The 20,675-nt window shown below is 58.9% G+C and carries 15 protein-coding genes, 1 tRNA gene and 1 riboswitch; of the genes, 10 read left to right on the top strand and 6 right to left on the bottom strand.

Annotation, left to right across the window (positions count from 1 at the left end; genetic code table 11):
* Positions 1-48: 48 nt before the first annotated feature.
* A riboswitch (TPP riboswitch) is annotated at positions 49-156 on the bottom strand.
* A gap of 83 nt (positions 157-239) precedes the next feature.
* The gene (locus tag E0486_RS03675) at positions 240-956 is read left to right on the top strand and encodes a head GIN domain-containing protein (RefSeq protein WP_165917179.1); all 717 of its coding nucleotides are present in this window, start codon (positions 240-242) and stop codon (positions 954-956) included.
* A 157-nt stretch (positions 957-1,113) separates the two neighbouring features.
* A tRNA-Met gene (locus E0486_RS03670) sits at positions 1,114-1,185 on the top strand.
* A 74-nt stretch (positions 1,186-1,259) separates the two neighbouring features.
* Here the strand turns inward: E0486_RS03670 and E0486_RS03665 are convergent.
* Positions 1,260-2,030: a ZIP family metal transporter gene (locus E0486_RS03665; RefSeq protein WP_131850783.1), complete on the bottom strand. Its 771-nt coding sequence runs from the start codon at positions 2,028-2,030 to the stop codon at positions 1,260-1,262.
* A gap of 47 nt (positions 2,031-2,077) precedes the next feature.
* Positions 2,078-4,111 (bottom strand): PAS domain S-box protein, encoded by a 2,034-nt coding sequence (locus E0486_RS03660; protein ID WP_165917178.1) that lies wholly within the window; start codon positions 4,109-4,111, stop codon positions 2,078-2,080.
* Positions 4,112-4,357: 246 nt separating this feature from the next.
* Between E0486_RS03660 and E0486_RS03655 the strand changes: the two genes are divergently transcribed.
* Both E0486_RS03655 and E0486_RS03650 read left to right on the top strand, forming a co-directional pair.
* Positions 4,358-5,509 carry a zinc-dependent alcohol dehydrogenase gene (locus E0486_RS03655; RefSeq protein ID WP_131850781.1) on the top strand — a complete coding sequence of 384 codons (1,152 nt, stop codon included), beginning with the start codon at positions 4,358-4,360 and terminating at the stop codon, positions 5,507-5,509.
* Between the two features lie 89 nt (positions 5,510-5,598).
* Entirely contained in the window at positions 5,599-6,129 is a 531-nt protein-coding gene (locus E0486_RS03650) for a hypothetical protein (protein ID WP_131850780.1), read from the top strand.
* Positions 6,130-6,210: 81 nt separating this feature from the next.
* On the opposite strand, the gene E0486_RS03645 is transcribed toward E0486_RS03650, so the two are convergent.
* Positions 6,211-6,702 carry a GNAT family N-acetyltransferase gene (locus tag E0486_RS03645; protein WP_131850779.1) on the bottom strand — a complete coding sequence of 164 codons (492 nt, stop codon included), beginning with the start codon at positions 6,700-6,702 and terminating at the stop codon, positions 6,211-6,213.
* 131 nt (positions 6,703-6,833) lie between these two features.
* Between E0486_RS03645 and era the strand changes: the two genes are divergently transcribed.
* The 3 genes from era (at position 6,834) to E0486_RS03630 (ending at position 9,416) form a co-directional block, all read left to right on the top strand.
* Entirely contained in the window at positions 6,834-7,703 is an 870-nt protein-coding gene (gene era, locus E0486_RS03640) for a GTPase Era (RefSeq protein WP_131850778.1), read from the top strand.
* Between the two features lie 72 nt (positions 7,704-7,775).
* Entirely contained in the window at positions 7,776-9,083 is a 1,308-nt protein-coding gene (der, locus tag E0486_RS03635) for a ribosome biogenesis GTPase Der (protein WP_131850777.1), read from the top strand.
* Positions 9,084-9,173: 90 nt separating this feature from the next.
* Positions 9,174-9,416 carry a hypothetical protein gene (locus E0486_RS03630; RefSeq protein ID WP_131850776.1) on the top strand — a complete coding sequence of 81 codons (243 nt, stop codon included), beginning with the start codon at positions 9,174-9,176 and terminating at the stop codon, positions 9,414-9,416.
* A gap of 69 nt (positions 9,417-9,485) precedes the next feature.
* Here the strand turns inward: E0486_RS03630 and E0486_RS03625 are convergent, their stop codons facing one another.
* From E0486_RS03625 to pafA, 3 genes are all read right to left on the bottom strand, one after another.
* Entirely contained in the window at positions 9,486-11,699 is a 2,214-nt protein-coding gene (locus tag E0486_RS03625; protein ID WP_131850775.1) for a DUF4954 family protein, read from the bottom strand.
* Between the two features lie 158 nt (positions 11,700-11,857).
* Positions 11,858-13,693 (bottom strand): glutamine--fructose-6-phosphate transaminase (isomerizing), encoded by a 1,836-nt coding sequence (gene glmS, locus E0486_RS03620; RefSeq protein ID WP_131850774.1) that lies wholly within the window; start codon positions 13,691-13,693, stop codon positions 11,858-11,860.
* 169 nt (positions 13,694-13,862) lie between these two features.
* The gene (gene pafA / locus E0486_RS03615; protein WP_131850773.1) at positions 13,863-15,485 is read right to left on the bottom strand and encodes an alkaline phosphatase PafA; all 1,623 of its coding nucleotides are present in this window, start codon (positions 15,483-15,485) and stop codon (positions 13,863-13,865) included.
* Between the two features lie 88 nt (positions 15,486-15,573).
* On the opposite strand from pafA, the gene E0486_RS03610 reads away from it, so the two are divergent.
* From E0486_RS03610 to E0486_RS03600, 3 genes are all read left to right on the top strand, one after another.
* Positions 15,574-16,380, top strand: coding sequence for a YybH family protein (locus E0486_RS03610; RefSeq protein ID WP_131850772.1), 807 nt, complete (start codon positions 15,574-15,576; stop codon positions 16,378-16,380).
* Between the two features lie 37 nt (positions 16,381-16,417).
* Positions 16,418-17,680 carry an aminotransferase class I/II-fold pyridoxal phosphate-dependent enzyme gene (locus E0486_RS03605; protein WP_131850771.1) on the top strand — a complete coding sequence of 421 codons (1,263 nt, stop codon included), beginning with the start codon at positions 16,418-16,420 and terminating at the stop codon, positions 17,678-17,680.
* A gap of 311 nt (positions 17,681-17,991) precedes the next feature.
* Complete coding sequence (locus E0486_RS03600) at positions 17,992-20,154, top strand: S9 family peptidase (protein WP_165917177.1); 2,163 nt, start codon at positions 17,992-17,994, stop codon at positions 20,152-20,154.
* Positions 20,155-20,675 lie beyond the last annotated feature (521 nt).

The raw sequence follows: 20,675 nt of genomic DNA, 5'->3' as shown, positions 1-20,675 counted from the left end.
GGGTTTTAAATGAAAGGGAAATGCGGGTGCGAATAGGAGAGGGGGGAACAGGAAGTGTTCAGCCTTCCCTGCGCAGGCATTACCCTGATCAGGTTCGACGGGTATGATCTCAGCTTCCCTTCGCCGCGGCGAGGGGAGGCACCCCGAGGATGTCGGCGCAAATTTACACCGGCCGCTCCAACGGCTGTAACATTTTTTAACCCCGTTCGTCTCATCCACAGAAAACAATGCATTCCAATATGAAACAACTCCTTTTCGGCGCCCTGCTGACCCTCTCGCTCGGCGCCTCCGCGCAAAAGACCATCCACGACGACATGGCGCAGTTGCGCACCGTTGCGGCTTTTCACGGTGTCCGTGTGTCGGCCGGCATCGATCTCTACCTCAGTGAAGGCGACGAGGCCGTTGCCGTATCGGCCCGCTCGATCGAGCTCCGCGACCGCATCCGCACCACGGTCGAGAACGGCGTCCTCCGCATCTGGTATGAATGGAACGACAACAAGGGTATGGTCTGGGGCAACAACAAAAACCTCAAGGCCTATGTTTCCGCCAAAATGATCGACCAGCTGAGCGCCTCGGGCGGCTCCGACGTCTTCGTGGACGGCACGCTGCACAGCCCTTCGCTGCGGCTCGACCTTTCGGGCGGCGCCGACTTCAAAGGCTCCGTTGCAGTGCAGGGCACGCTTGAAGCCGGCATTTCCGGCGGCTCCGATGTCGACATCAAAGGCACAGCAACCGTGCTGAAGGTGTCTGCCTCGGGCGGATCCGATTTCAATGGCGGCGATCTGACCGTAGACTCCTGCACGGCCGACGCTTCCGGCGGCTCGGATGTGGATGTGACCGTCAACCGCGAGATCCGGGCTTCTGCCTCCGGCGGCTCCGATGTTTATTACCGCGGCAGCGCCACCCTGGCCGAAAGCCACAAGTCGGGCGGTTCGGACATCAAGAAGCGAGGGTAAAAACAGTTTGCGGTTTGGAGTTTTGGGCTTTGCGTTTTGTCCCGCCGCCCATGCTTGCGCGACCTGTCGGGTTCCTCTTGTTTCAAAGAATTTTTAGTCCTGTCAAAAAAGACAGGACTTTTTTTTGGTGGGAATGAAAAGGCTCCTATATTTGCAACGCGAAGTAGAGCAGCGGTAGCTCGTCGGGCTCATAACCCGAAGGTCACAGGTTCGATCCCTGTCTTCGCAACTACCTGAAAAGCCTCCTTCTTGGAGGCTTTTCTCATTTCATGATCGCCGGGTTTTTATCAGCCGGTTCAACGATTATCCGCCCATTTTACTCAGGAAGAATGCCGCCAGGAATCCCATTACCGTAACGATGCCGATGAAATCGTGCGCTTCCTCGTAGGCCTCGGGGATCATGGTGCTGCTCAGCATGGCCAGAATGCCGCCGGCGGCCATAGCGATGAGAGAAGCCGTCCAGCCCGGGGAAAGCTGGCTGAAAAAACTATAGCCCGCAACCGCGGCCAGCCCGGAGAGCAGCGTGATGGCACCCCAGATGGTGAAGATGTACCGGGCCGATCGCCCCGCTTTTTTCATCCCCGACGAGCTTGACAGCGACTCCGGAATGTTGCTCAGGAAAATGGCGATCACCGCGGCCATACTCACACTACCGCCATGGGTCATCGTGAGCCCGATGGCCACCGACTCGGGAATGCCGTCGATGAGGGCGCCGATGGCGATGGCCGTGCCACTGCCGGGGTGTTGCGATTCATTGGGCTGCAGGGGCCCCGAGCGCTTGCGGTGCCGCGCGCCGCGGTGACTCAACACCCAGTTGGCCCCCGAATAAAGCAGCGCCCCACCAAGGAAACCGGAGGCGGCGGCAATGAAGCCACCGTTGCGGTAGGCTTCATCCATCAGCTCGAAGGCCAGTGCCGAAATGAGCACACCGCTTCCAAAGGCCATGATGAGCCCGATGCTGCGCTTCGGTACGTTGCGGAAGTAGCCGGCCAGCGCGCCCAGCAGCAGCGCCGATCCCGACAGAAGACCCCAGAACAGTGCGCCCAGCCAGGGAGCGAAGGAAAATAAGAGCATGGAAGGCATTGTAGAACTACGGACGCTTCAATTTCAGTGCCGTGGCCTTAGTCGCTATCCGGGAAGCGCAGCGAAGGCTGCGCCCGCGCCTTTTGCGGAACGGGAAAATCCACGGTGAGGTGGCAACCTGAACCGGGCGCCGACTGCAGGCGCAGCTGCCCATGGTAGACGTCGGCACGGTTGCGGATGTTTTTCAGGCCAACGCCGCGTGCCGTCTTTCCCGGGTCGAAACCCTTGCCGTTGTCGCTGATGGCGAGCCGCAGGTGACCGGAATCAATCCCGATCGTCAGCTCCACGCTGGTGGCGTCGGCGTGCTTGACAATGTTGTTGAGCTGCTCCTGCACTATTCGGTACAAGGTAAGTTGCAGCTCCCGCGGCAGTTTGCGCTCACCGAGGCTGTAACGGAAGTCCACATGAAAGGTGCCCAGCGACAGGTAATGAGCAATCAGCTCGTCGATGGTGGCGCGAAAGCCGATATCGTTCAGCACCGGTGTCACCAGCTGGCGTGCGAGGTAGCGGATCTCGTTGATGGAGCGCTGCAGCAGCGCACAGCTGCGCGCTACGAATTCAGCGCCCTGTGCGGGGTAATAGGAGATGTTCTCCACGTACAGCTTTGCCGTGGTCAGGATCTGGTTGACATTATCGTGCAGTTCCTTGCCGATCTCGCTGCGCTCCAGCTCCTGGGTGTTGATGATGGCTTTGGCGATCTCCTTCTGCGCTTCGATCTTCTCTTCGATCACCAGCTGCTCCAGCTTTTTCTTTTCAGTGATGTCGGTAAGAATGGCGAAGTAGTACTCCAGCTCACCCCGCTGGTTGCGCACGGGCTGCCCCTTGATCTCCACCCAATAGGGAGCGCCGCTCCGGTTGTAGTTGAGCATTTCACAGGTAAAAGACTCGCGGGCGGCGAGGCTCTTTCGCACGCAGCGCCGGTCATGTGGCCTTGTTTGTGGTCCCTGCAGCACATCGCCGGGCTTCCGGCCCAGCACCTCGGCGGAGGTATAGCCCGTTATGTCGGTAAAGGCCTTGTTGACCCAGGTGATGCGCTCCTCCGCGTCGGTCATGATCACGCCGTTGACCGTCTCCTTGGCAATAAGCGAGAGATGTTGCAGTTCCAGCTCTGCTTCCTTGATGGGCGTGATGTCCTGCATCGCCCCCACCATGCGGATTGCCTGCCCCGATCCGTCGCGCACGATCGAGGCGCGGTCGAGCACGTTGGCGATGCGGCCGTCGGCGCGGTGAAAACGGTACTGCATTTCCCAGGTGAAGACCGCCGGGTCCTGACGGGCCCGGAATAAGCCGCCAAGCACGCGGTCGCGGTCGTCGGCGTGCAGGTTGTCCGACCAGACGTTTTTCGTACGATCTCGGCCGTAGCCGAACAGGGTTTCGAAGGCGGAGTTGTAATCGCAGTTGTCGCTGGCGATATCCCAGTCCCACACGGCGTCATGGGTGGCCTGCGAGAGGAGCTCATAGCGCATATGCGAGAGGTGGAGCTGCTCGGCGCGGCGCTGGTTGTCGAGGAGCACCTGGAGCAGGTGCACGGCGCGGAGGATCGTATTTTCTTCGAGCGAGGAGGGTGCTTTAACGTCGTGGTAATACATACCGAAGGTGGCCACCACTTCGCCGGTGTTATCGAGGATCGGGGTGGACCAGCAGGCGCGGAGTTGGTGGGCCAGCGCGTGGTCGCGCCAGGCGTCCCAGCGTGCGTCCTTGCTGATGTCGGTGGTCACTACCATGCGGCGCAGGTAGGCGGCCGTGCCGCAGGTGCCGGTGTTGTCGGCAATGTCGACCCCATCGGCGAGGCTGTCCATAAAACCCGACGCTATGCTGCCGCAGGCAAAAGGGTACAGCTTCTGGCCGCGCCGCAGGAGCAGCACGCAATGAATGCCGGGGTGCATCTCTTCGATGCCGCAGATGTAGGCCTGCAGCAGTTCATGCAGGGCATGGGTGCCTTCGGCATTCATCTCGAAGAGGCGTCGCTCGAGGCGCTCTAGGGCATAATAATAGGATGAGGCGGGTAGCGGGGCGGCCGACCCGTCGGGTACCTGGGCAGGAGGCGTTGGCTGGTTTAGCAGGAGACTCATGGCAGTGGCAGCGGGCTGCATTTAGTCGTAGGAAAAGGTACCCTCTTTTTTTTACTATCCACACGGATTTTCGGGCCGTTAAGCAATTGTGCTTAGTGGTGGCCATGGAATAAGAAATCAGCGCGGATGGGCTTCCCGCCTGCATCTGCGCGTAGGGATGCCAGTTAACTGGCATGCTTTTTACCGGAAATAACCGCCTGCTCCATCACGCGCAAAGAGTGATTTCATAACAAAACAAAATCTGTCATGCTAGCAATGAACTTTCGCGGGCCCTTCCGCGTGCGCGCCGATCGCAACAAGCCCATGCCCGAGATCCTTCACCCGCAGGACGCCATCATCCGCGTCACCCGCTCCTGCATCTGCGGCTCCGACCTGCACCTGTACCATGGCCTCGTGCCCGATACCCGTGTCGGCATGACCTTCGGCCACGAGTTTACCGGCGTCGTGGAAGAAGTAGGACCGGAAGTAACGCACATCAAAGTCGGCGACCAGGTGCTGGTGCCGTTCAACATCGCCTGTGGCAGCTGTCCCTTCTGTAAGCAGGAGCTCTTCGGCAACTGCCACGAATCGAACACGCAGGCCACGGCGGTCGGCGGCATCTTCGGCTATTCGCACACCGCGGGCGGCTATGACGGCGGACAAGCAGAGTATGTGCGGGTGCCCTATGCGAACGTAGGCCCCACTATTATTCCCGAGGGCATGGACCTCGACGACGCCGTGCTGCTGACCGACGTGGTGCCCACGGGCTACCAGGCTGCCGAGATGGCCGGCATCAAGCCCGGCGACACCGTTGTGGTGTTCGGCGCCGGCCCTATCGGAATCATGGCCGCCAAATGCTCCTGGCTCTTCGGTGCCGGCCGCGTGATCGTCATCGACCATCTGGAGTATCGCCTAGACTTCGTGCGACGCTATGCCCAGTGCGAAGCGTACAACTTTGAGTCGATCGCTGACCCCGTCTTGTTCATCAAAAAAACCACGGATTATTTCGGCGCCGATGTCTGCATCGACGCGGTAGGCTGCGAGGCCGCCGGCTCCATGTTGCAAACGCTTACGGGTCGCAAAGGCATGCTGCAGGCGGGTTCGGCCACGGCGCTCCAGTGGGCGATCAACTCGGTGAAGAAAGGCGGCATCATCTCCATTGTAGGCGTATACGGTCCTACGTTCAACATGGTGCCCATCGGCAACGTGGTCAACAAGGGCCTCACGATCCGTGCCAACCAGGCTTCGGTGAAACGCCTCCTGCCGCGCCTGATCGAGCACGTGATGGCCGGGCGGCTCAACCCCAAAGAGATTATCACGCACCGCGTGCCGCTCGCGGAGGTGTCGGATGCCTACCACATCTTCTCGGCCAAGCGCGACAACTGTATCAAGCCGATTCTCATCCCGTCGGCTGCGTAATGAATAGTGAGTAATCCGTTTGGGTTATTGGCTGGCAGGTACTGGTTGCCAATAAACCAACAGACCAAAAAACCAATAAACTTTTCCATATGGAACACGTACATAAAACAGCAGAGGACATCGAAAGCCTGCGTGAAAAATACAAGCACATCAACGGCTGGGGCATCGACGCCGACCCCGAGAATGAGCCGACGTACCCGATGAAGCACTATACGGGTGATGATCACCAGCGGATCCATTACGACCGGCCTACGCTGCAGCCGCTTTCCGTAGAAGTACTGAAGTCAAACGAGCGACCCAACGTGACAGCGGTCTTCGGCACCTCTACGCCGCCTTCGGGCCTCAGCGGCGCCATCCGCCGCTATGCGTTCAAGTACAGCGAAGGGTCTTTTGGCCATTGGCTGCCGCTCATCTTCGCCGACCGAGTGAACGTCATCGAGGGCTACCTCGACGATTTCAGCAAAGGGATTATTCCCAACATCTTCGCCGAGCACGGCTGGAAGGCCGAGTGGAAGCACGCCCCCTGGCACCTGGTACGCAAAGTGGCTACCACCCTGGCCGTAGTAGGTGTCGTAGCCTGGCTGCTGTCGGGCGACAAGAAAAAGAAAAGCCTCGTGTAAACAACCATCCAAAAGAAAGGCGCCCAATGGGCGCCTTTCTTTTTTCCGTAGGAGCACTATATCCACCTGCAACTGCGCTGTTCAGGCAGTGCCGGCGTCGTAGGTAAAGTGCAGCAGGGGGTAGGGCATGCCCATACCGTCCTTGTCCGAGCGGCCTGTCTCGGTAAACCCGGCATGCCGGTAAAAGGCACAGGCCTGCGTGTTCTGTTCGTTCACGTCAACGCGGCGGAGGCCCAACCGGTGTAGGGCAAAAGACAGGAGCGTACCGCCGATGCCGAGGCCCCGCTGGTCGGGGCGAATAAAGAGCATCTCGATCTTGGCGGCGGCGACGCCCAGGAAGCCGCTAATGGCCCCCGTGGCATCGCGGGTACAATAGAGGTCAACGAGCTCCAGGTATTGGGGGATAAGCGCCCGGAAGAGCAAAATGTCCGCTTCCTTTAAAAAGTAGTGGGTGGCCCGCACCGAGTTTTCCCACACGTCCAGGATCTCCTGGAAGTCGTGGGTGCCCGGCTGCTGGATGCCGCCGGGAACGGAGGGATGCGCATAGGGTAGGAGGTTGTCTGGCTGGATCATGGTGTAAAGGTCTCCCGGTGGCCGGGACATGACCCCGGCAGCCTGCGCCAACTGCCGGAATGGGGCCGTCAACTGCGGCCGGCAGGGCATTTTAACGGACCGTCCGCGCCGATGGCCTTACCTTTGCGCCGATGAAAGCCGGTTTTGTCAACATTTTCGGGAAGCCCAACGCGGGTAAAAGTACCCTGCTGAACGCCCTGATCGGCGAGAAGCTGGCCATTGTGTCGCCCAAAGTGCAGACCACCCGCCACCGCATCAAGGGCATCCTGACCACCGACGCCTACCAGATCATCTTCTCGGATACGCCGGGCATTATCAGCGAAACCCGCTATAAGCTTCACGATCGGATGATGGGTGCCGTGAAAAGTGCCCTTGAAGACGCCGACGTGGCCGTGCTGCTCGTAGACGTGCAGGACAACCTCGAGGAGAACGACGTTCTTTTTTCCGCCCTCCGCCTGCGGGTGCCCTGTGTGCTTGTGCTCAACAAGGTGGACAAGGCGAAGAAGGAAAAGCTCGAGGAGGCCCTGGCCTTTTTCAAGGACAAGCCCTACGCGAAGCGGATCGTAACCCTGTCGGCGCTCACCCACAACGGTGTGCCTACACTGCTCGATGCCATCACGGAGCTGCTGCCCGAAGGGGAGGCCTTCTATGCAGAAGATGAAATGACCGACCTGCCGGAGAAGTTCTTCGTGGCCGAAATGGTGCGCGAAAAGATCTTCCAGTACCTGCAGGACGAGATTCCCTACGAGGCCACCGTGCTGGTGCAGGAGTTCAAGCACAAGAGCACGCTGATTAAGATCGGCGCCATCATCGTGGTACAGCGCGAATCGCAGAAGGCCATCATTCTCGGCGAGGGTGGCAAGATGATCAAGCGGATCGGCTCGGAGGCGCGCACGGAGATTGAGAAGTTTCTCCAGTCGAAGATCTTCCTCGAGCTCTTCGTAAAAGTGCGGCCCAAGTGGCGCGAGAACGATTTGTTGTTAAAAGAATACGGATACTAAAACATGTCAGATTTCGGATGTCGGATTTAAGATTGAATCTGGAATCTGGAATCTGAAATCTGAAATTGAGTTATGGGTTTTACAGTAGCAATCGTAGGCCGGCCGAATGTCGGTAAGAGCACCTTCTTCAACCGCCTGCTTGAGCAGCGCAAAGCCATCGTGGAAGACATTCCCGGTGTGACGCGCGACCGCCAGTACGGGGTCGCCGAATGGAACGGCAAGACATTTAACGTGATCGATACGGGCGGCTTTGTGCCCGACTCCCAAGACGTCTTCGAGCGCGAGATCCGCAAGCAGGTGGGCATCGCCGTAGACGAAGCCAACGCTATCCTCTTTGTGGTGGATGCCGCCACCGGCACTACCGACCTCGACGAGTCGATGGCCGACCTGCTGCGCCGCAGCACGAAGCCCGTGTTAATGGTAGTGAACAAGGTAGACAACAACGCCCGCATGCTGGAGGCCTCCGAGTTCTACAGCCTCGGCTTCGAGCGTATGCACTTCATTTCCGCCATCAGCGGCTCCGGTACCGGCGACCTGCTCGATGACCTGACCGCGCTGATCCCCGCTGAAGAGGAAAACGTCGAAGAAGACGCCGTGCCCAAGTTCGCCATCATCGGTCAGCCCAACGTAGGCAAGTCGTCGCTGCTCAACGCACTGGTGGGCGCCGAACGCACCATCGTCAGCGAAATTGCCGGCACCACCCGCGATACCATCCACACCCGCTACAACCTTTTCCAAAAAGATTTCGTGCTGATCGATACGGCGGGCATCCGCCGCAAAACAAAGGTGCACGAGGACCTCGAATTTTACTCGGTGATCCGCGCCATCAAGGCGGTGGATGAAGCCGACGTGTGCCTCCTGCTGCTCGACGCTGAAAAAGGCATCGCTGCCCAGGACCTCAACATCTACAGCCTCGCCGCCCGCAAGGGTAAAGGCCTTGTGGTCCTGGTCAATAAGTGGGACCTTCTTGAAAAGCAAACCAATACGGCCCGCGATTACGAGAAAGTGCTGAAGCAGCGCCTGGCACCGTTCAACGACGTGCCCATTCTGTTCATTTCGGCCAAGGATAAAGTACGCATCTACCAGGCAATCGAGATGGCGCTGAAAGTGTACGAAAACCGCCAACGTCGGGTCGCTACGTCTAAACTTAACGACGTGATGCTCAAGGCGGTGGAGGCCTACCACGCCCCGGTGATCCGCGGGCATACGCTGCGCATCAAGTACGTAACGCAGCTGCCCACGGTTGTTCCTTCTTTCGCCTTCTTCTGCAACTTCCCCGAAGAAGTAAAAATGCCGTACAAGAATTACCTGGAGAATCAGCTGCGCTCGAATTTTGATTTCACAGGTGTCCCGGTACGCATTTTCTTCCGCAAAAAATAGCTGTGGAAAAATTAGTGCGGCGCGCATTTGGTAGATCCGCCCGGACGATTACCTTTGCGCCCATTAGTTAACTAAAAACCGCTACGCAAAATGAAAAAAGTATTTGGCGTTATCGCCATCGCCGCTACCCTGGTAGCTTGCAACAGCAGCTCGGAAAACAAGACGACCGCTGACACGACTGTACACGCTGACACGACCACCGTTACTACTGCCCCCGTAACGCCCGACACGGCTATGGCTGCTCCCGTAACCGGCGACACCGCTATGAAAGCTGGTGTTGACACGACGAAGACCACTTCGACGACGACGACGACCTCTACCGAGAAGCACTAATTCTCGTTGGTTGACGATACGAAAAGAGCCCTTTACGAAGGGCTCTTTTCCATTTATATAGGTCCGGGATCAGGCTGTTGCGAGGGTGCCTTCCTTCACGATGCGCGCAACCTGCTGGCGCAGCGCCAAGAGCTCTTCGCCCTGCTGGCGGATAAAGCTGTTTTCTTCGAGCTTGCCCACAACCTCGTTCATTTCCGCTTCACTTTCATAGACCATTTTCCGGAACGGGTTCTCGTAGTCCTTCGCACGCGCATTACGAATGCCGGCGACCATCCATTCCTTTACGGCGAGCGTCTGCCCGAGCAGTTCCCGGAACTCGGTTTCCCCGAATCCTTCGCGGTCGATGCCGCACAGCTCGAAATAAGACGCCAGCGCGTGGTTGCGCTTTTGTTCGGGATATAATGCGCTGTTCAATTCATAATAGGAATGCACCTCGCTCCAGCTGCGGAAGTCGCCGCTCTTGACGCCTTCAATGAGCGTTTGCACGGAGGTGTCGGGCATCAGCTGGCCGCCGGCATTGTGCCAGTCGCCGCGCACCACGGTTTCTGGAAGGGTGGCCTTTAGGTCGGCGAAGGAGCGGAATCCTTTTTCCTCCCACCATTGGAGCAGCTGAATGCCGGCGTAATAGTGAATCAGCTGCCGGAAGATGCGCCAGGATTCAGGCACTTTGGTAAGGATCGTTTGCCGGGCGTTGTTCTCAAAGCCATAGGCGCGGATACCGGCCTTCGCATCGAGCTTGCCCTCCTGGAGCAGCTGGCTGCCTTCGGCCTCGAGCGCTTCTTCCGAAAGGCCGCCCGCGTCGCCGCCGCGCGTGTGCAGGGCCGCAAAGCGTTCCAGCAGCCGCAGGGCCGTAAAGATCTCGTTCACACTATCCGGTGCGAGGTAGTCGTATTCGATATACTGGCTGCGGCGCGTACGCTTGTCGCGGTCCACGTATTTGAAGGCGTTGCGGGCCAGCGCGTACATGTTGTACTGGAACCAGTAGGCGGGCATCACCTGCAGGCGGTTGTTGCTTTCGTCGTTCGAGATCAGGCTGAAGGGTATCGGGATGTTGAGCTCGCTCGTGTAGTCGCCTTTGGCGATCAGGGCGAAGGAGGCGAATTTGGAATTGTGCTTCAGGCTCACGCAGAGGCCGGGCCAGAAGCCGCGGCCGGCCACGATCTCGCCATCGGCGGCGCGGCTGTTGTGGTTGGAGCCCACGGTGGCGCCGGCAGCCATATTGCTTTGGCCCATTACCAGCGCAGCGCACAGGAAGGAGTTGTTGTGGTGTTGCTCGTGCGCGGGAAAGATGAGCGAGTTGAGCACTTCGCAACAGGAGATCGTAGCATTGTTGCCCAGGTACGAGTTGATGAGGCGCGCGCCGTATTTGAGTTGTGAATGCGAAGCCGTTACAAAACGCACGGCCTTTACCCCGTAAAAGATGCGGCAGCCGTAGCCCACGATGCCGTTCACCAGCTCACAGCCTTCGCCCACCTGCGACATCGCGTCGGGGGCGGAGTTGATGGTCAGGTTTTTCAGCTTGTTGGCGCCTTTGATATACGCGTCCGAGCCCACCCACACGTCCTTGACGATGCTGGTGTTCTTGATCACGGTACGGTCGCCGATCTTGCCATAATAGCCCCGGCGGGCGTCGTAGCGCAGCTGCGTCAGCTCCTTGAGGCGCTCCATGAGAACGCCGTCGGCGCGGTACTTGGCCCAGAGCCAGGCATCGCCGGGCAACATCCCGTTGAAGGGAATGATCTTGCGGCCGGCGTTCTCATTGCATACTTCCAGCCACACGCGGATGCTTTCGTCTTCGCCGTCTTTCAGGATGCCGTTGCCGAACTTGGCGGCCTGCGTGGTGTGCAGCTCGTCGATATTGAGCAGCATTACTTCGTTGCCCGTAATGTAGTTGGCCAGGTATTTCACGTTGTCGACAACAACGTTGTCGCCAAAGTCGCAGGAGATGATGGTGCTGTTGTAGAGGCCCACGGGGTGGGTCACGTTGTGGTGGCGCAGGGCCACGCTTTCCAGTTTGCCGATGCGCACCAGCCCGAAAAACTTGCAGTTGCGCACGAGGTCGGCGTTGAAGGCATCCGAGACCTGGATCTTGTTCCAGTCGTCGGACCGGTTGTTGTTGCGCACGAGCACCTCGATCTCGTAGGCCGTCAGGTTGCGGTACTCAATGCCGCTGCGGTTCTGCATATTGCGGAGGTAGTATTCGTCCGCGCCCTCGGGCAGGTACTTCGGGTCTACAAAGCCGTAGCCGATCGAAGGCAGCGCGATCTTCCGGATGTCGTTCATCTGACGAAATTAGCGAGTGTCGGGTTAATAACGAACGCCGAACGCCCACCGGGCGGGGCAGGCAGAGCGCGCGGATGGCGCAGGTATGCCTTTTTTTAGCAAAATACCCGTCGCTGGGCGACGGGTATTCTTTTATAGGTGTTTATCGGCGTGCGGGTTTATTCCACGGTCACGCTCTTCGCCAGGTTGCGCGGCTTATCCACGTCGAAGCCTTTGGCCACACCGATGTGGTAGGCCAGCAACTGCAGGGGAATGCAGTTCAGCATCGGCGCAAGGATCTCGTCGGTTTCGGGCACCACGATCACATCGTCGGCCAGCGTCGTGCTTTGCGTGTCGCCTTCGTTGATGATGGCCACCACGCGGCCTTTGCGGGCCTTGATCTCCTGCATGTTGGAGATGACCTTTTCGTGGTAGGAATCCTTCGTGGCGATGAAAATAACCGGCAGGTTGGCATCCACCAGCGCGATCGGGCCGTGCTTCATTTCAGCGGCGGGGTAGCCTTCTGCGTGGATGTAAGAGATCTCTTTCAGCTTCAGCGCGCCTTCGAGGGCCACGGGGAAGTTGTATCCGCGGCCGAGGTAGAGGCAGTTGGACGCGTCCTTGTATTTCTCGGCGAGGGCCTTGATGGCGTCGTCCTGCTCGAGGATCTTAGCCACTTTTTCCGGGATGGCGTCGAGCTCCCGCACCAACTGCAGGAAGCGCTCGTGGGTGATGGTGCCCTTTTCGAGGGCCACCTTCAGCGCTACCATGGTGAGCACGGCGAGCTGGCCGGTGAAGGCTTTTGTGGAAGCTACGCCGATCTCGGGGCCGGCGTGGGTGTAGGCGCCGGTATCCGACAGGCGGGCAATGGAAGAGCCGACCACGTTCACGATGCCCATGATGATGGCACCCTGCTTCTTGGCGTTTTCGATGGCCACCAGCGTGTCGGCGGTCTCACCGCTCTGCGATATGGCGAGGATCACGTCGCCGGGCTGGATCACCGGGTTGCGATAGCGGAACTCGGAGGCGTACTCCACTTCCACGTTGATGCGGCACAGTTCTTCGAAAATGTATTCCGCCACGAGGCCTGCGTGCCAGCTCGTGCCGCAGGCGACCATTACGATGCGGTTGGCGTTCATCAGCTGCTCGGCGTACTTGGAGATGCCGCTCATGGTGATGGTGCCGTTTTCGGCGTCGAGGCGGCCGCGGAGGCAGTCTTTAATGGTCTGGGGCTGCTCAAAAATCTCTTTCAGCATGAAGTGATCGAAACCGCCCTTTTCGATGGCGGCGAGCTCCATGTCGAGCTTCTGGATAAACGGCGTCTGGCGCTCGTTGCCCAGGTTCTTCAGAATGAGCTCATCGGCCTTGATGATGGCGAGCTCGTAGTCGTTCACATAGACCACTTCCTTCGTATACTCAATGATGGGGGAGGCGTCGGAGGCGAGGAAGTGCTCGTTCTTGCCGATGCCGATCACCAGCGGCGAGCCTTTGCGGGCCGTGATGATGGTGTCGGGGTTGTCCTGGTCCATAAGCACGATCACGTAGGCGCCAACGACGCGCTTGAGGGCCACGCGCACCGCTTCTTCCAGCGGGCAGCCGAGGTTGTTCTGGATGTCTTCAATGAAGTTGAGCAGCACCTCGGTGTCGGTATCGCTCTTGAAGGTGTAGCCTTTGCGGGCAAGGTCTTCCTTCAGCTGGGCATAGTTCTCGATGATGCCGTTGTGGATCATCGCCAGCCGGCCGGAGGCCGACAGGTGGGGGTGTGCGTTGCGGTCGTTCGGCTCGCCGTGGGTAGCCCACCGGGTGTGGCCGATGCCGATATGGGAGTGCAGGTTCTTGCCCACGAGGCTTTCCTCGAGTTCGGCAACCTTGCCTTTCTTCTTATATACGTTCAGGCCCTTGTCCAGCAAAGCCACGCCGGCGCTGTCATAGCCGCGGTACTCCAGCCTTTTGAGACCTTTCAGAATAACGGGGTAGGCTTCGCGAGGGCCGATGTAAGCGACGATTCCGCACATATGAGGGTAGATGTAGTTAAATAAAGTACGCGAAATTCCGGAAAAACGGGCAGACTGCCAAAGAGCGAATGTGCTGATGGGGTGATGGGCTGATGGGATAATCGGCAGACGGGTGAATTATCCGGATGATAGCCGACTTTCAACCACAAACCCAAAATACAAACCATCCCTAGCGGACCACCTCTTCGATGGGCTTGCCCAGGCTGGCATTGGGCATCTGGATATGCAGGAGGGCGGCCAGCGTGGCGGCGATGTCGGTCATGTACACTTCGCGTACGAGACGTCCGGGCTTCTGCTTCCAGCCAAACCACAGCAGCGGGATATGTGCGTCGTAGGGGTAGGGGGCGCCGTGGGTGGTGCCCGTATTGCCGCCCCAGTCGAACCACTGCGGGCGAAACACGAACTGGATATCGCCGCTGCGCTGCTGGTTGTAGCCGTTAATGACCATATCCTTGATCCGCGGCGGCAGCGTGGCCCCGGTGAGGTTTTCGAGGTCCACCACCTTCGACACGCCCGGGTGACGCATCAGCTCGGCCATTACGAAGTTCTTGACGGCCACGCGGTCGGCGCCGGCGCGGCGAATGGCCTCGTTGTCGAGGTACACCTGGTAGTTGATCAGGGAGCGCACCACGCGCGGGAACCCGAAGGCACGCGACACGGCGGCATTGAGGCTGTCCTGAAGGGCCCGGTCGTCCACGCGGCCGGAAGGGATCTTCTGGTCGGCAGTAAAGCCCGGGGTGTGTGCGGCGCCGTGGTCGGCGGTGAGAAACAACAGGTAATTGCCCTTGCCCACCTGCTCGTCGAGGTATTTGAGGAAGGAGGCCAGCTGCTGGTCGAGCCGCAGGAAGCAGTCTTCGGCTTCGATCGAATTGGGACCGAAAGTGTGGCCAATATAGTCAGTTGAAGAGAGTGACACGGCAAGGAAGTCGGTAAACGCGGTCTTGCCGAGGCGCTCGTTGGCAATGGCCGACTTGGCGAATTCCAACGTATAGGCATTGCCCCAGGGCGAGGTACGGAAGGCGTTCATGGCCACATCGCCGCGCAGTGTGTCGGTGCGGTGTGGAAAGGTATTGGTGCCGCCCGGCAAAACGCCCTCCCAGCGCTGCGCGTCAGGGCTGCTCTGGGCATAGGTGGCGATGGGGTAGAGGGTGTTCCAGTTTTGTTTCAGGTACGCATCAGGAAGGGCCCTGGCATTGAACGCCTGTACCCAGCCCGGCAGGCTGTTGCCGTAATAGGTGCTCGTGATCCAGCCGTGCGAGGCGTTGTCGAACCAGAAAGCACCGTTGGCCGTGTGGCCTCCCGGCAGAATCGCCCCGCGGTCCTTGAGGGCGATGGCTATGGTCTTGTTGCGGAAGTTGGTGGCGAGCCGCAGTTCGTCGGTGATCGTGTTGGCCCAGAGGTTGCGCGGCGACATTTGCCCCCAGACGCTGTTGCTGCCGACGCCGCTTACCGACTTGTCTTCGGTGCAGTACATCGTGGTGTCGGTGCGCCGGTCCCACCAGGTGTTGGAAATGATGCCGTGCAGCGAGGGCACACTGCCCGTATAAATACAGGTGTGGCCGGGCGCCGTATAAGTCGGCGTGTAGGGGATAAAGGTATTCTCGCAGGAAAAGCCCTCGCGCAGCAGGCGGCGGAAGCCGTCCTTGCCGTAGCGGTCGGCGTAGCGATAAAGGTAGTCCCAACGCATCTGGTCCACCACAAGGCCTACCACCAGCTTGGGCCGCTCGGGCATCTGGGCGCCGGCGGGGATGAGGAAACTGAAAAAGAACAAGGCAAAAACCAAACGCTTCATATCCGGATCGGGGTTAAGGCGGCAAAATTACGGCTCAAAAAAGGACCGGCGGCAGCGCCTCTTTAAAAATGCATTATATCTTGGGGCGATGAAGCATCTTTTACTCGTGGCGGCGCTCCTTGCGGGGGGCTGGTGCCACGCGCAGCCGCCCGCGCTGCAGGACATGGTGGCCGCCGAAAACCGCTTTGCCGCACAGTCGGTGCGCGAAAACACCCGCGACGCCTTCCTCGCCTTTATGGATACGGCCGCTGTGATGTACCGCAAGAACGCCTTTCAAAAGAGCTACGCCGAATGGCAGGCCAAGGAAAAGCGCCCTGGCTTGCTCCATTGGAAACCCGTGGTGGCGGAGCTGGCCAACTCCGGCGACTGGGGCTTTTCCACGGGCCCCTGGACCTATCGTTCCACCGAAGCCGATTCGGTGTCGGCTCGCGGGCACTTTTTTACCATCTGGCACCGGCAGGCCGATAACCAGTGGAAGTTCCTCTTCGACTGCGGCACCGACGAGGGCCCCGAGCCGCTGCAGGTGCTCTATCCCTTCCAGGCCAGCAAGTCCCGCGGCGATGAAGCCTCGCTGCAGCTGGCCGACAGTGCCTTTACGGTAGTGCTCCGTAGCGACGCCCGTGCGGCACACCGCAGCTTCCTGTCGGTCACCAGCGTGCTCCTGCGTACCGGCCAATCGTACGCCCTCACGCCGGGTCAGCAGCAAAAGTGGCTCAAAGCCCTGCCCCAGCACATCGAGGCGACGACCCTGGGCCGGCTCCTTTCGCCCTCCGGCGACCTGGCGCTGGTTTACGGCACCACGCCCAATGCCAAGGGCGAACCCGAGCCGTTCGTGCGCCTGTGGCGCCACGAGCCCGGTGGCTGGAGACTCGCCGTGGTGCTGCTTCGTTTATAATTCCGTACCTTCGCGCGAATTTTAAAACCTCCGTTACATGGCAGATATTTTTGAGCGTTTGGTAAAAAATTACGGCCCGCTCGGTCAGCACCGCGAGCGCGCCCACGGCTATTTTGCGTTTCCGAAGCTGGAAGGCGAGATCGGCAGCCGCATGAAATTCCGGGGCAAAGACGTGATCGTGTGGAGCCTCAATAATTACCTGGGCCTCGCCAACCACCCCGATGTGCGCAAGGCTGACGCCGACGGCTCCGAGGAGTTCGGCCTCGCCTACCCCATGGGCGCCCGTATGATGAGCGGCAACTCCAACTACCACGAGCAGCTCGAGCGCGAACTCGCCGAGTTCGTGGGTAAGGAAGACGCCGCCCTACTCAACTTCGGTTACCAGGGCATGGTGAGCATCATCGACGTGCTTTGCTCCCGCCACGACGTGATCGTTTACGACGCCGAAGACCACGCCTGCATCATCGACGGACTCCGTCTTCATGCCGGCCACCGCTTTGTATTCAAGCACAACGACCTGGAAGACTTCGAAAAGCAGATGGAGCGCGCCACCGCACTGGTGGAAAAAAACAAGCAGGGCGGTATCCTGGTGATCACCGAAGGCGTGTTCGGCATGGCCGGCGACCAGGGCAAGCTTAAAGAGATCGTTGACCTGAAGCAAAAATATTCCTTCCGCCTGCTGGTGGACGATGCCCACGGCTTCGGCACCCTCGGCGACACCGGCGCTGGTGCCGGCGAAGCGCAAGGCGTACAGGACGGCATCGACCTGTATTTTTCCACCTTCGCCAAGTCGATGGCTTCCATCGGCGCCTTCGTGGCCGGCGACCGCCAGATCGTAGACTACATCCGCTATAACATCCGCTCGCAGATCTTCGCCAAGAGCCTGCCTATGCCCATCGTGATCGGCAACCTGAAGCGCCTGGAAATGCTGCGCAACATGCCCGAAATGCGCGCGAAGCTGTGGCACAACGCTCGTACACTCCAGGCCGGCCTCAAGGAGCGCGGCTTCGACATCGGCAACACCGATACGATGGTGACGCCCGTGTACATGAAGGGCGGCGTGGAAGAAGCCACCGCCATGGTGATGGACCTTCGCGAAAACTACGGCATCTTCTGCTCGATCGTGGTATACCCGGTGATCCCGAAGGGCCACATCATCTACCGCCTCATTCCGACTGCTTCGCACACCGAAGCCGACATCGAGGCAACGCTGAACGCCTTCTCTGAAACAAAGGCCAAGCTCGACGCCGGTGCCTACAAGGTAGAGGCCATCCCCGACATGGCTGATGCGAAAGCTTAAGAAGGTTAGGGAAAAAGCATCGGAACCACTCCGCCAACGCTAAAGCTTTGGCGGTCGGAGAAAGAAAAAAAGAGAATAAGCGTTTCGCGCAGAAAATACATGGACCCGCATTCAGCGGGTCCATTTTGTTTTTCATTGTTGCGTACCACCTTCTTTTCTTAGCGGTGAAAAACCTTTTTCACCTTAGCCTCCTTGTCACGCTGAGAGCAGCCGAAGCGCTTTCCGCTCCGTTAAAGTATTTGCCGCTCTTCAAAAGGCGCGCCCCGCGCAGTTTTCCTATATTATATTTAGCCCTCAAATTCAAAATGCACATGCGCATCCTATTTCTGTTCCTGTTTCTGCCCTTCCTGGCCGTCGCCCAGACGAAGCAGATCACCATGGAAGACATTTACAAGAAAGGCACCTTCCGCAGTGAATTCGTTCCAGGCTTTGCCGGCACTTCCGACGACTCGCTGTTCAATCCCTCCGACGTAAAGGACGAAACCGGCAAGGTGGTCAGCAGCGTCGACTACCAGGTTTCTTCCGACCGCAAGCGCGTCCTGTTCTTCAACGGCCGCGAGCCTATCTACCGCCGCTCCTCGAAGGCGACGGCCTATGTGTACGACCTCGCCGGTAAGAAAGCTGTGCGCCTCAACAACGGTAAGGTGCTGCACCCGACCTTCTCGCCCGACGGCAGCAAGATCGCCTACGTGTTCGACAATAACCTGTATATCTACGATATCGCTTCGGCGGCCACCACCGCTGTCACCACCGACGGTAAGTGGAACCAGGTCATTAACGGCAACTGCGACTGGGTGTATGAAGAAGAATTCGAATTCAGCCGCGCCTTTGAATGGAGCCCCGACGGCAAGTACATCGCTTACTACAAGTTCGACGAGGCTGCGGTTAAGGAATTCCAGTTCACGATGTACGACAGCGCCTACAACCGCCAGTATGGCTACAAGTATCCCAAGGCTGGCGAAAGCAATTCCAAGGTGCAGATCCGTCTCTACGACGTAGCCAGCCGCAACGACGTGGCGGCCCAGTACGAGCAGGGCGACATTTACATTCCCCGCATCAAGTGGACGCGCGACGCGAACCCGAAGCTCGTGGTGTTCTGGCTCAACCGCCACCAGAACGATCTGCGCCTTCTGCTGACCGCCCCCGCTACGGGCACGGCTACGGAGCTGTACCGCGAGCAGAACAAATACTTCGTTGAGATCAACGACAACTGGCAGTTTTTGAAGGATGGTAAGAGCTACCTGTTCACCTCCGAGATGAACGGCTTTACGCAGCTGTACCGCTACAGCATCGACGGAAAGAAAAAGATCCAGATTACGAAGATGAAGGCCGACATCGCCGACATCAACGGTGTAGACGAAAAGAACGGACTCGTTTATTATACGCTGGCCTACCCCACGCCGATGGACCGCAACCTGTTTGTTTCGGATCTCAACGGCCGCAACACCAAGCAGCTGACACAGGGCACCGGCTGGCACCGTGTGGAGCTGAACGATAGCTACACGCAGTTCATGGACTATTACTCCAACATCAATACGCCGCAGACGGTTTCGCTCTACAACCTGAAAAAGGACAAGGCGACCTTCATTAAACCGGTTGGCGAAAACAGCAAGCTGAAGCAAACCATAAAAGAATATGGCATCGGCCAGGCTGAATTCATGCGCATCCCCAACAGCAAGGGAGACACGCTCAATGGCTGGATGCTGAAGCCCGCCAACTTTGACCCGAACAAAAAATACCCGGTGCTGTTTTGTAACTACGGCGGCCCCGGTTCGCAGCAGGTGGCCAACCGATTCGGTGCTGTTTCGATGTGGCACCAGATGCTGGCCCAGAAAGGATTTATCGTGGTATCGGTAGACAATACCGGCACCGGCTTCCGCGGCGAAGAGTTCAAGAAAAAGACCTATCTGCAGCTCGGCAAGTTTGAGATCGAAGACCAGATCGACGCGGCCAAATACCTCGCGAAGCAGTCGTTCGTGGACCCGAAGAACATCGGGCACTGGGGCTGGAGCTTCGGCGGCTTTATGAGCTCGCTGGCCATCACCAAGGGCAACGACGCCTTCTCGGCGGCCGTGGCCGTGGCGCCCGTGACCTCCTGGCGCTTTTACGATAATATCTACACCGAGCGCTACATGCGTACACCCCAGGAAAACAAATCGGGCTACGACGACAATGCGCCCATCAACTTCGTGAACCGCATCAAGGGTAAGTTCCTGCTCATCCACGGCACCGCCGACGACAACGTGCACTTCCAGAACAGCACCCAGATGATCTCGGCGCTGGTGAAGGCCAACGTGGACTTCGAAACGATGTATTATCCCAACAAGAACCACGGCATCTCCGGTGGCGCCGACAATACCACCTTCCATATCTGGAGCAAGATGACCAACTGGATCCTCGACAACCTGGGCAACGACCAGGTGAATAAGGGCCATGTGGGCAACGCGATCAACGCACCGAAGAAGGAATTCTAAGGGTAGCGGTACCGACTTAAAATAGGACGCCCAAGGGCGTCCTTTTTTTATGTTCCGGCTTTTCCTTACAGGGTTGAAATCGCCGTAGCCGCCGCACAGGTTATGGCTGGCGATGGCCATGGAGAGCTGGTTGGCATAGTTGGAGTTGAAGCCGACGGTAAGCGAGGGGCTTTGAGCCGAGTTGATGTCGGCCTTGTTGAAGATGCGGCGGTCGCCGTTCAGCTCCGAATTCATCTGGAAGGCCAGCGTGAAATCGCCGGCGGGAAAATGGATGCCGCTGTCCAGGAGGGCGTACTGGTTCACGCCGTTGAAGGCGAGAGCCTTCCCGGCAGCGCCGTTGCGGTCGCTGCCCGTCGCAATCCCGTTGAAGCCGCGGAGGTGACGGTTGTGGCCGCTCACATCGTGCAGGTTCGCCGAGTCGAAGGTGAAGCGGGCCCAGAGGCAGCGGGAGAGGGAGTCGTTCCAGGCTGCCGTGGAGTCAGGGGCGGGAGCGGGAGTGGAAGCCGGGAATGGGCCGAAGG

Origin of the sequence: Flaviaesturariibacter aridisoli (assembly GCF_004343705.1) — a bacterium.
In the GTDB taxonomy this organism is placed as follows: domain Bacteria; phylum Bacteroidota; class Bacteroidia; order Chitinophagales; family Chitinophagaceae; genus Flavisolibacter; species Flavisolibacter aridisoli.
This window is presented reverse-complemented; position numbering and strand designations above follow the sequence as displayed.

What these genes read in the sequence shown, in the direction of transcription:
- E0486_RS03675 (WP_165917179.1), top strand. Translation starts at nt 240, where the DNA reads ATGAAACAACTCCTTTTCGGCGCCCTGCTGACCCTCTCGCTCGGCGCC.
- E0486_RS03665 (WP_131850783.1), bottom strand. Translation starts at nt 2,030, where the DNA reads ATGCTCTTATTTTCCTTCGCTCCCTGGCTGGGCGCACTGTTCTGGGGT.
- E0486_RS03660 (WP_165917178.1), bottom strand. Translation starts at nt 4,111, where the DNA reads ATGAGTCTCCTGCTAAACCAGCCAACGCCTCCTGCCCAGGTACCCGAC.
- E0486_RS03655 (WP_131850781.1), top strand. Translation starts at nt 4,358, where the DNA reads ATGCTAGCAATGAACTTTCGCGGGCCCTTCCGCGTGCGCGCCGATCGC.
- E0486_RS03650 (WP_131850780.1), top strand. Translation starts at nt 5,599, where the DNA reads ATGGAACACGTACATAAAACAGCAGAGGACATCGAAAGCCTGCGTGAA.
- E0486_RS03645 (WP_131850779.1), bottom strand. Translation starts at nt 6,702, where the DNA reads ATGATCCAGCCAGACAACCTCCTACCCTATGCGCATCCCTCCGTTCCC.
- era (WP_131850778.1), top strand. Translation starts at nt 6,834, where the DNA reads ATGAAAGCCGGTTTTGTCAACATTTTCGGGAAGCCCAACGCGGGTAAA.
- der (WP_131850777.1), top strand. Translation starts at nt 7,776, where the DNA reads ATGGGTTTTACAGTAGCAATCGTAGGCCGGCCGAATGTCGGTAAGAGC.
- E0486_RS03630 (WP_131850776.1), top strand. Translation starts at nt 9,174, where the DNA reads ATGAAAAAAGTATTTGGCGTTATCGCCATCGCCGCTACCCTGGTAGCT.
- E0486_RS03625 (WP_131850775.1), bottom strand. Translation starts at nt 11,699, where the DNA reads ATGAACGACATCCGGAAGATCGCGCTGCCTTCGATCGGCTACGGCTTT.
- glmS (WP_131850774.1), bottom strand. Translation starts at nt 13,693, where the DNA reads ATGTGCGGAATCGTCGCTTACATCGGCCCTCGCGAAGCCTACCCCGTT.
- pafA (WP_131850773.1), bottom strand. Translation starts at nt 15,485, where the DNA reads ATGAAGCGTTTGGTTTTTGCCTTGTTCTTTTTCAGTTTCCTCATCCCC.
- E0486_RS03610 (WP_131850772.1), top strand. Translation starts at nt 15,574, where the DNA reads ATGAAGCATCTTTTACTCGTGGCGGCGCTCCTTGCGGGGGGCTGGTGC.
- E0486_RS03605 (WP_131850771.1), top strand. Translation starts at nt 16,418, where the DNA reads ATGGCAGATATTTTTGAGCGTTTGGTAAAAAATTACGGCCCGCTCGGT.
- E0486_RS03600 (WP_165917177.1), top strand. Translation starts at nt 17,992, where the DNA reads ATGCGCATCCTATTTCTGTTCCTGTTTCTGCCCTTCCTGGCCGTCGCC.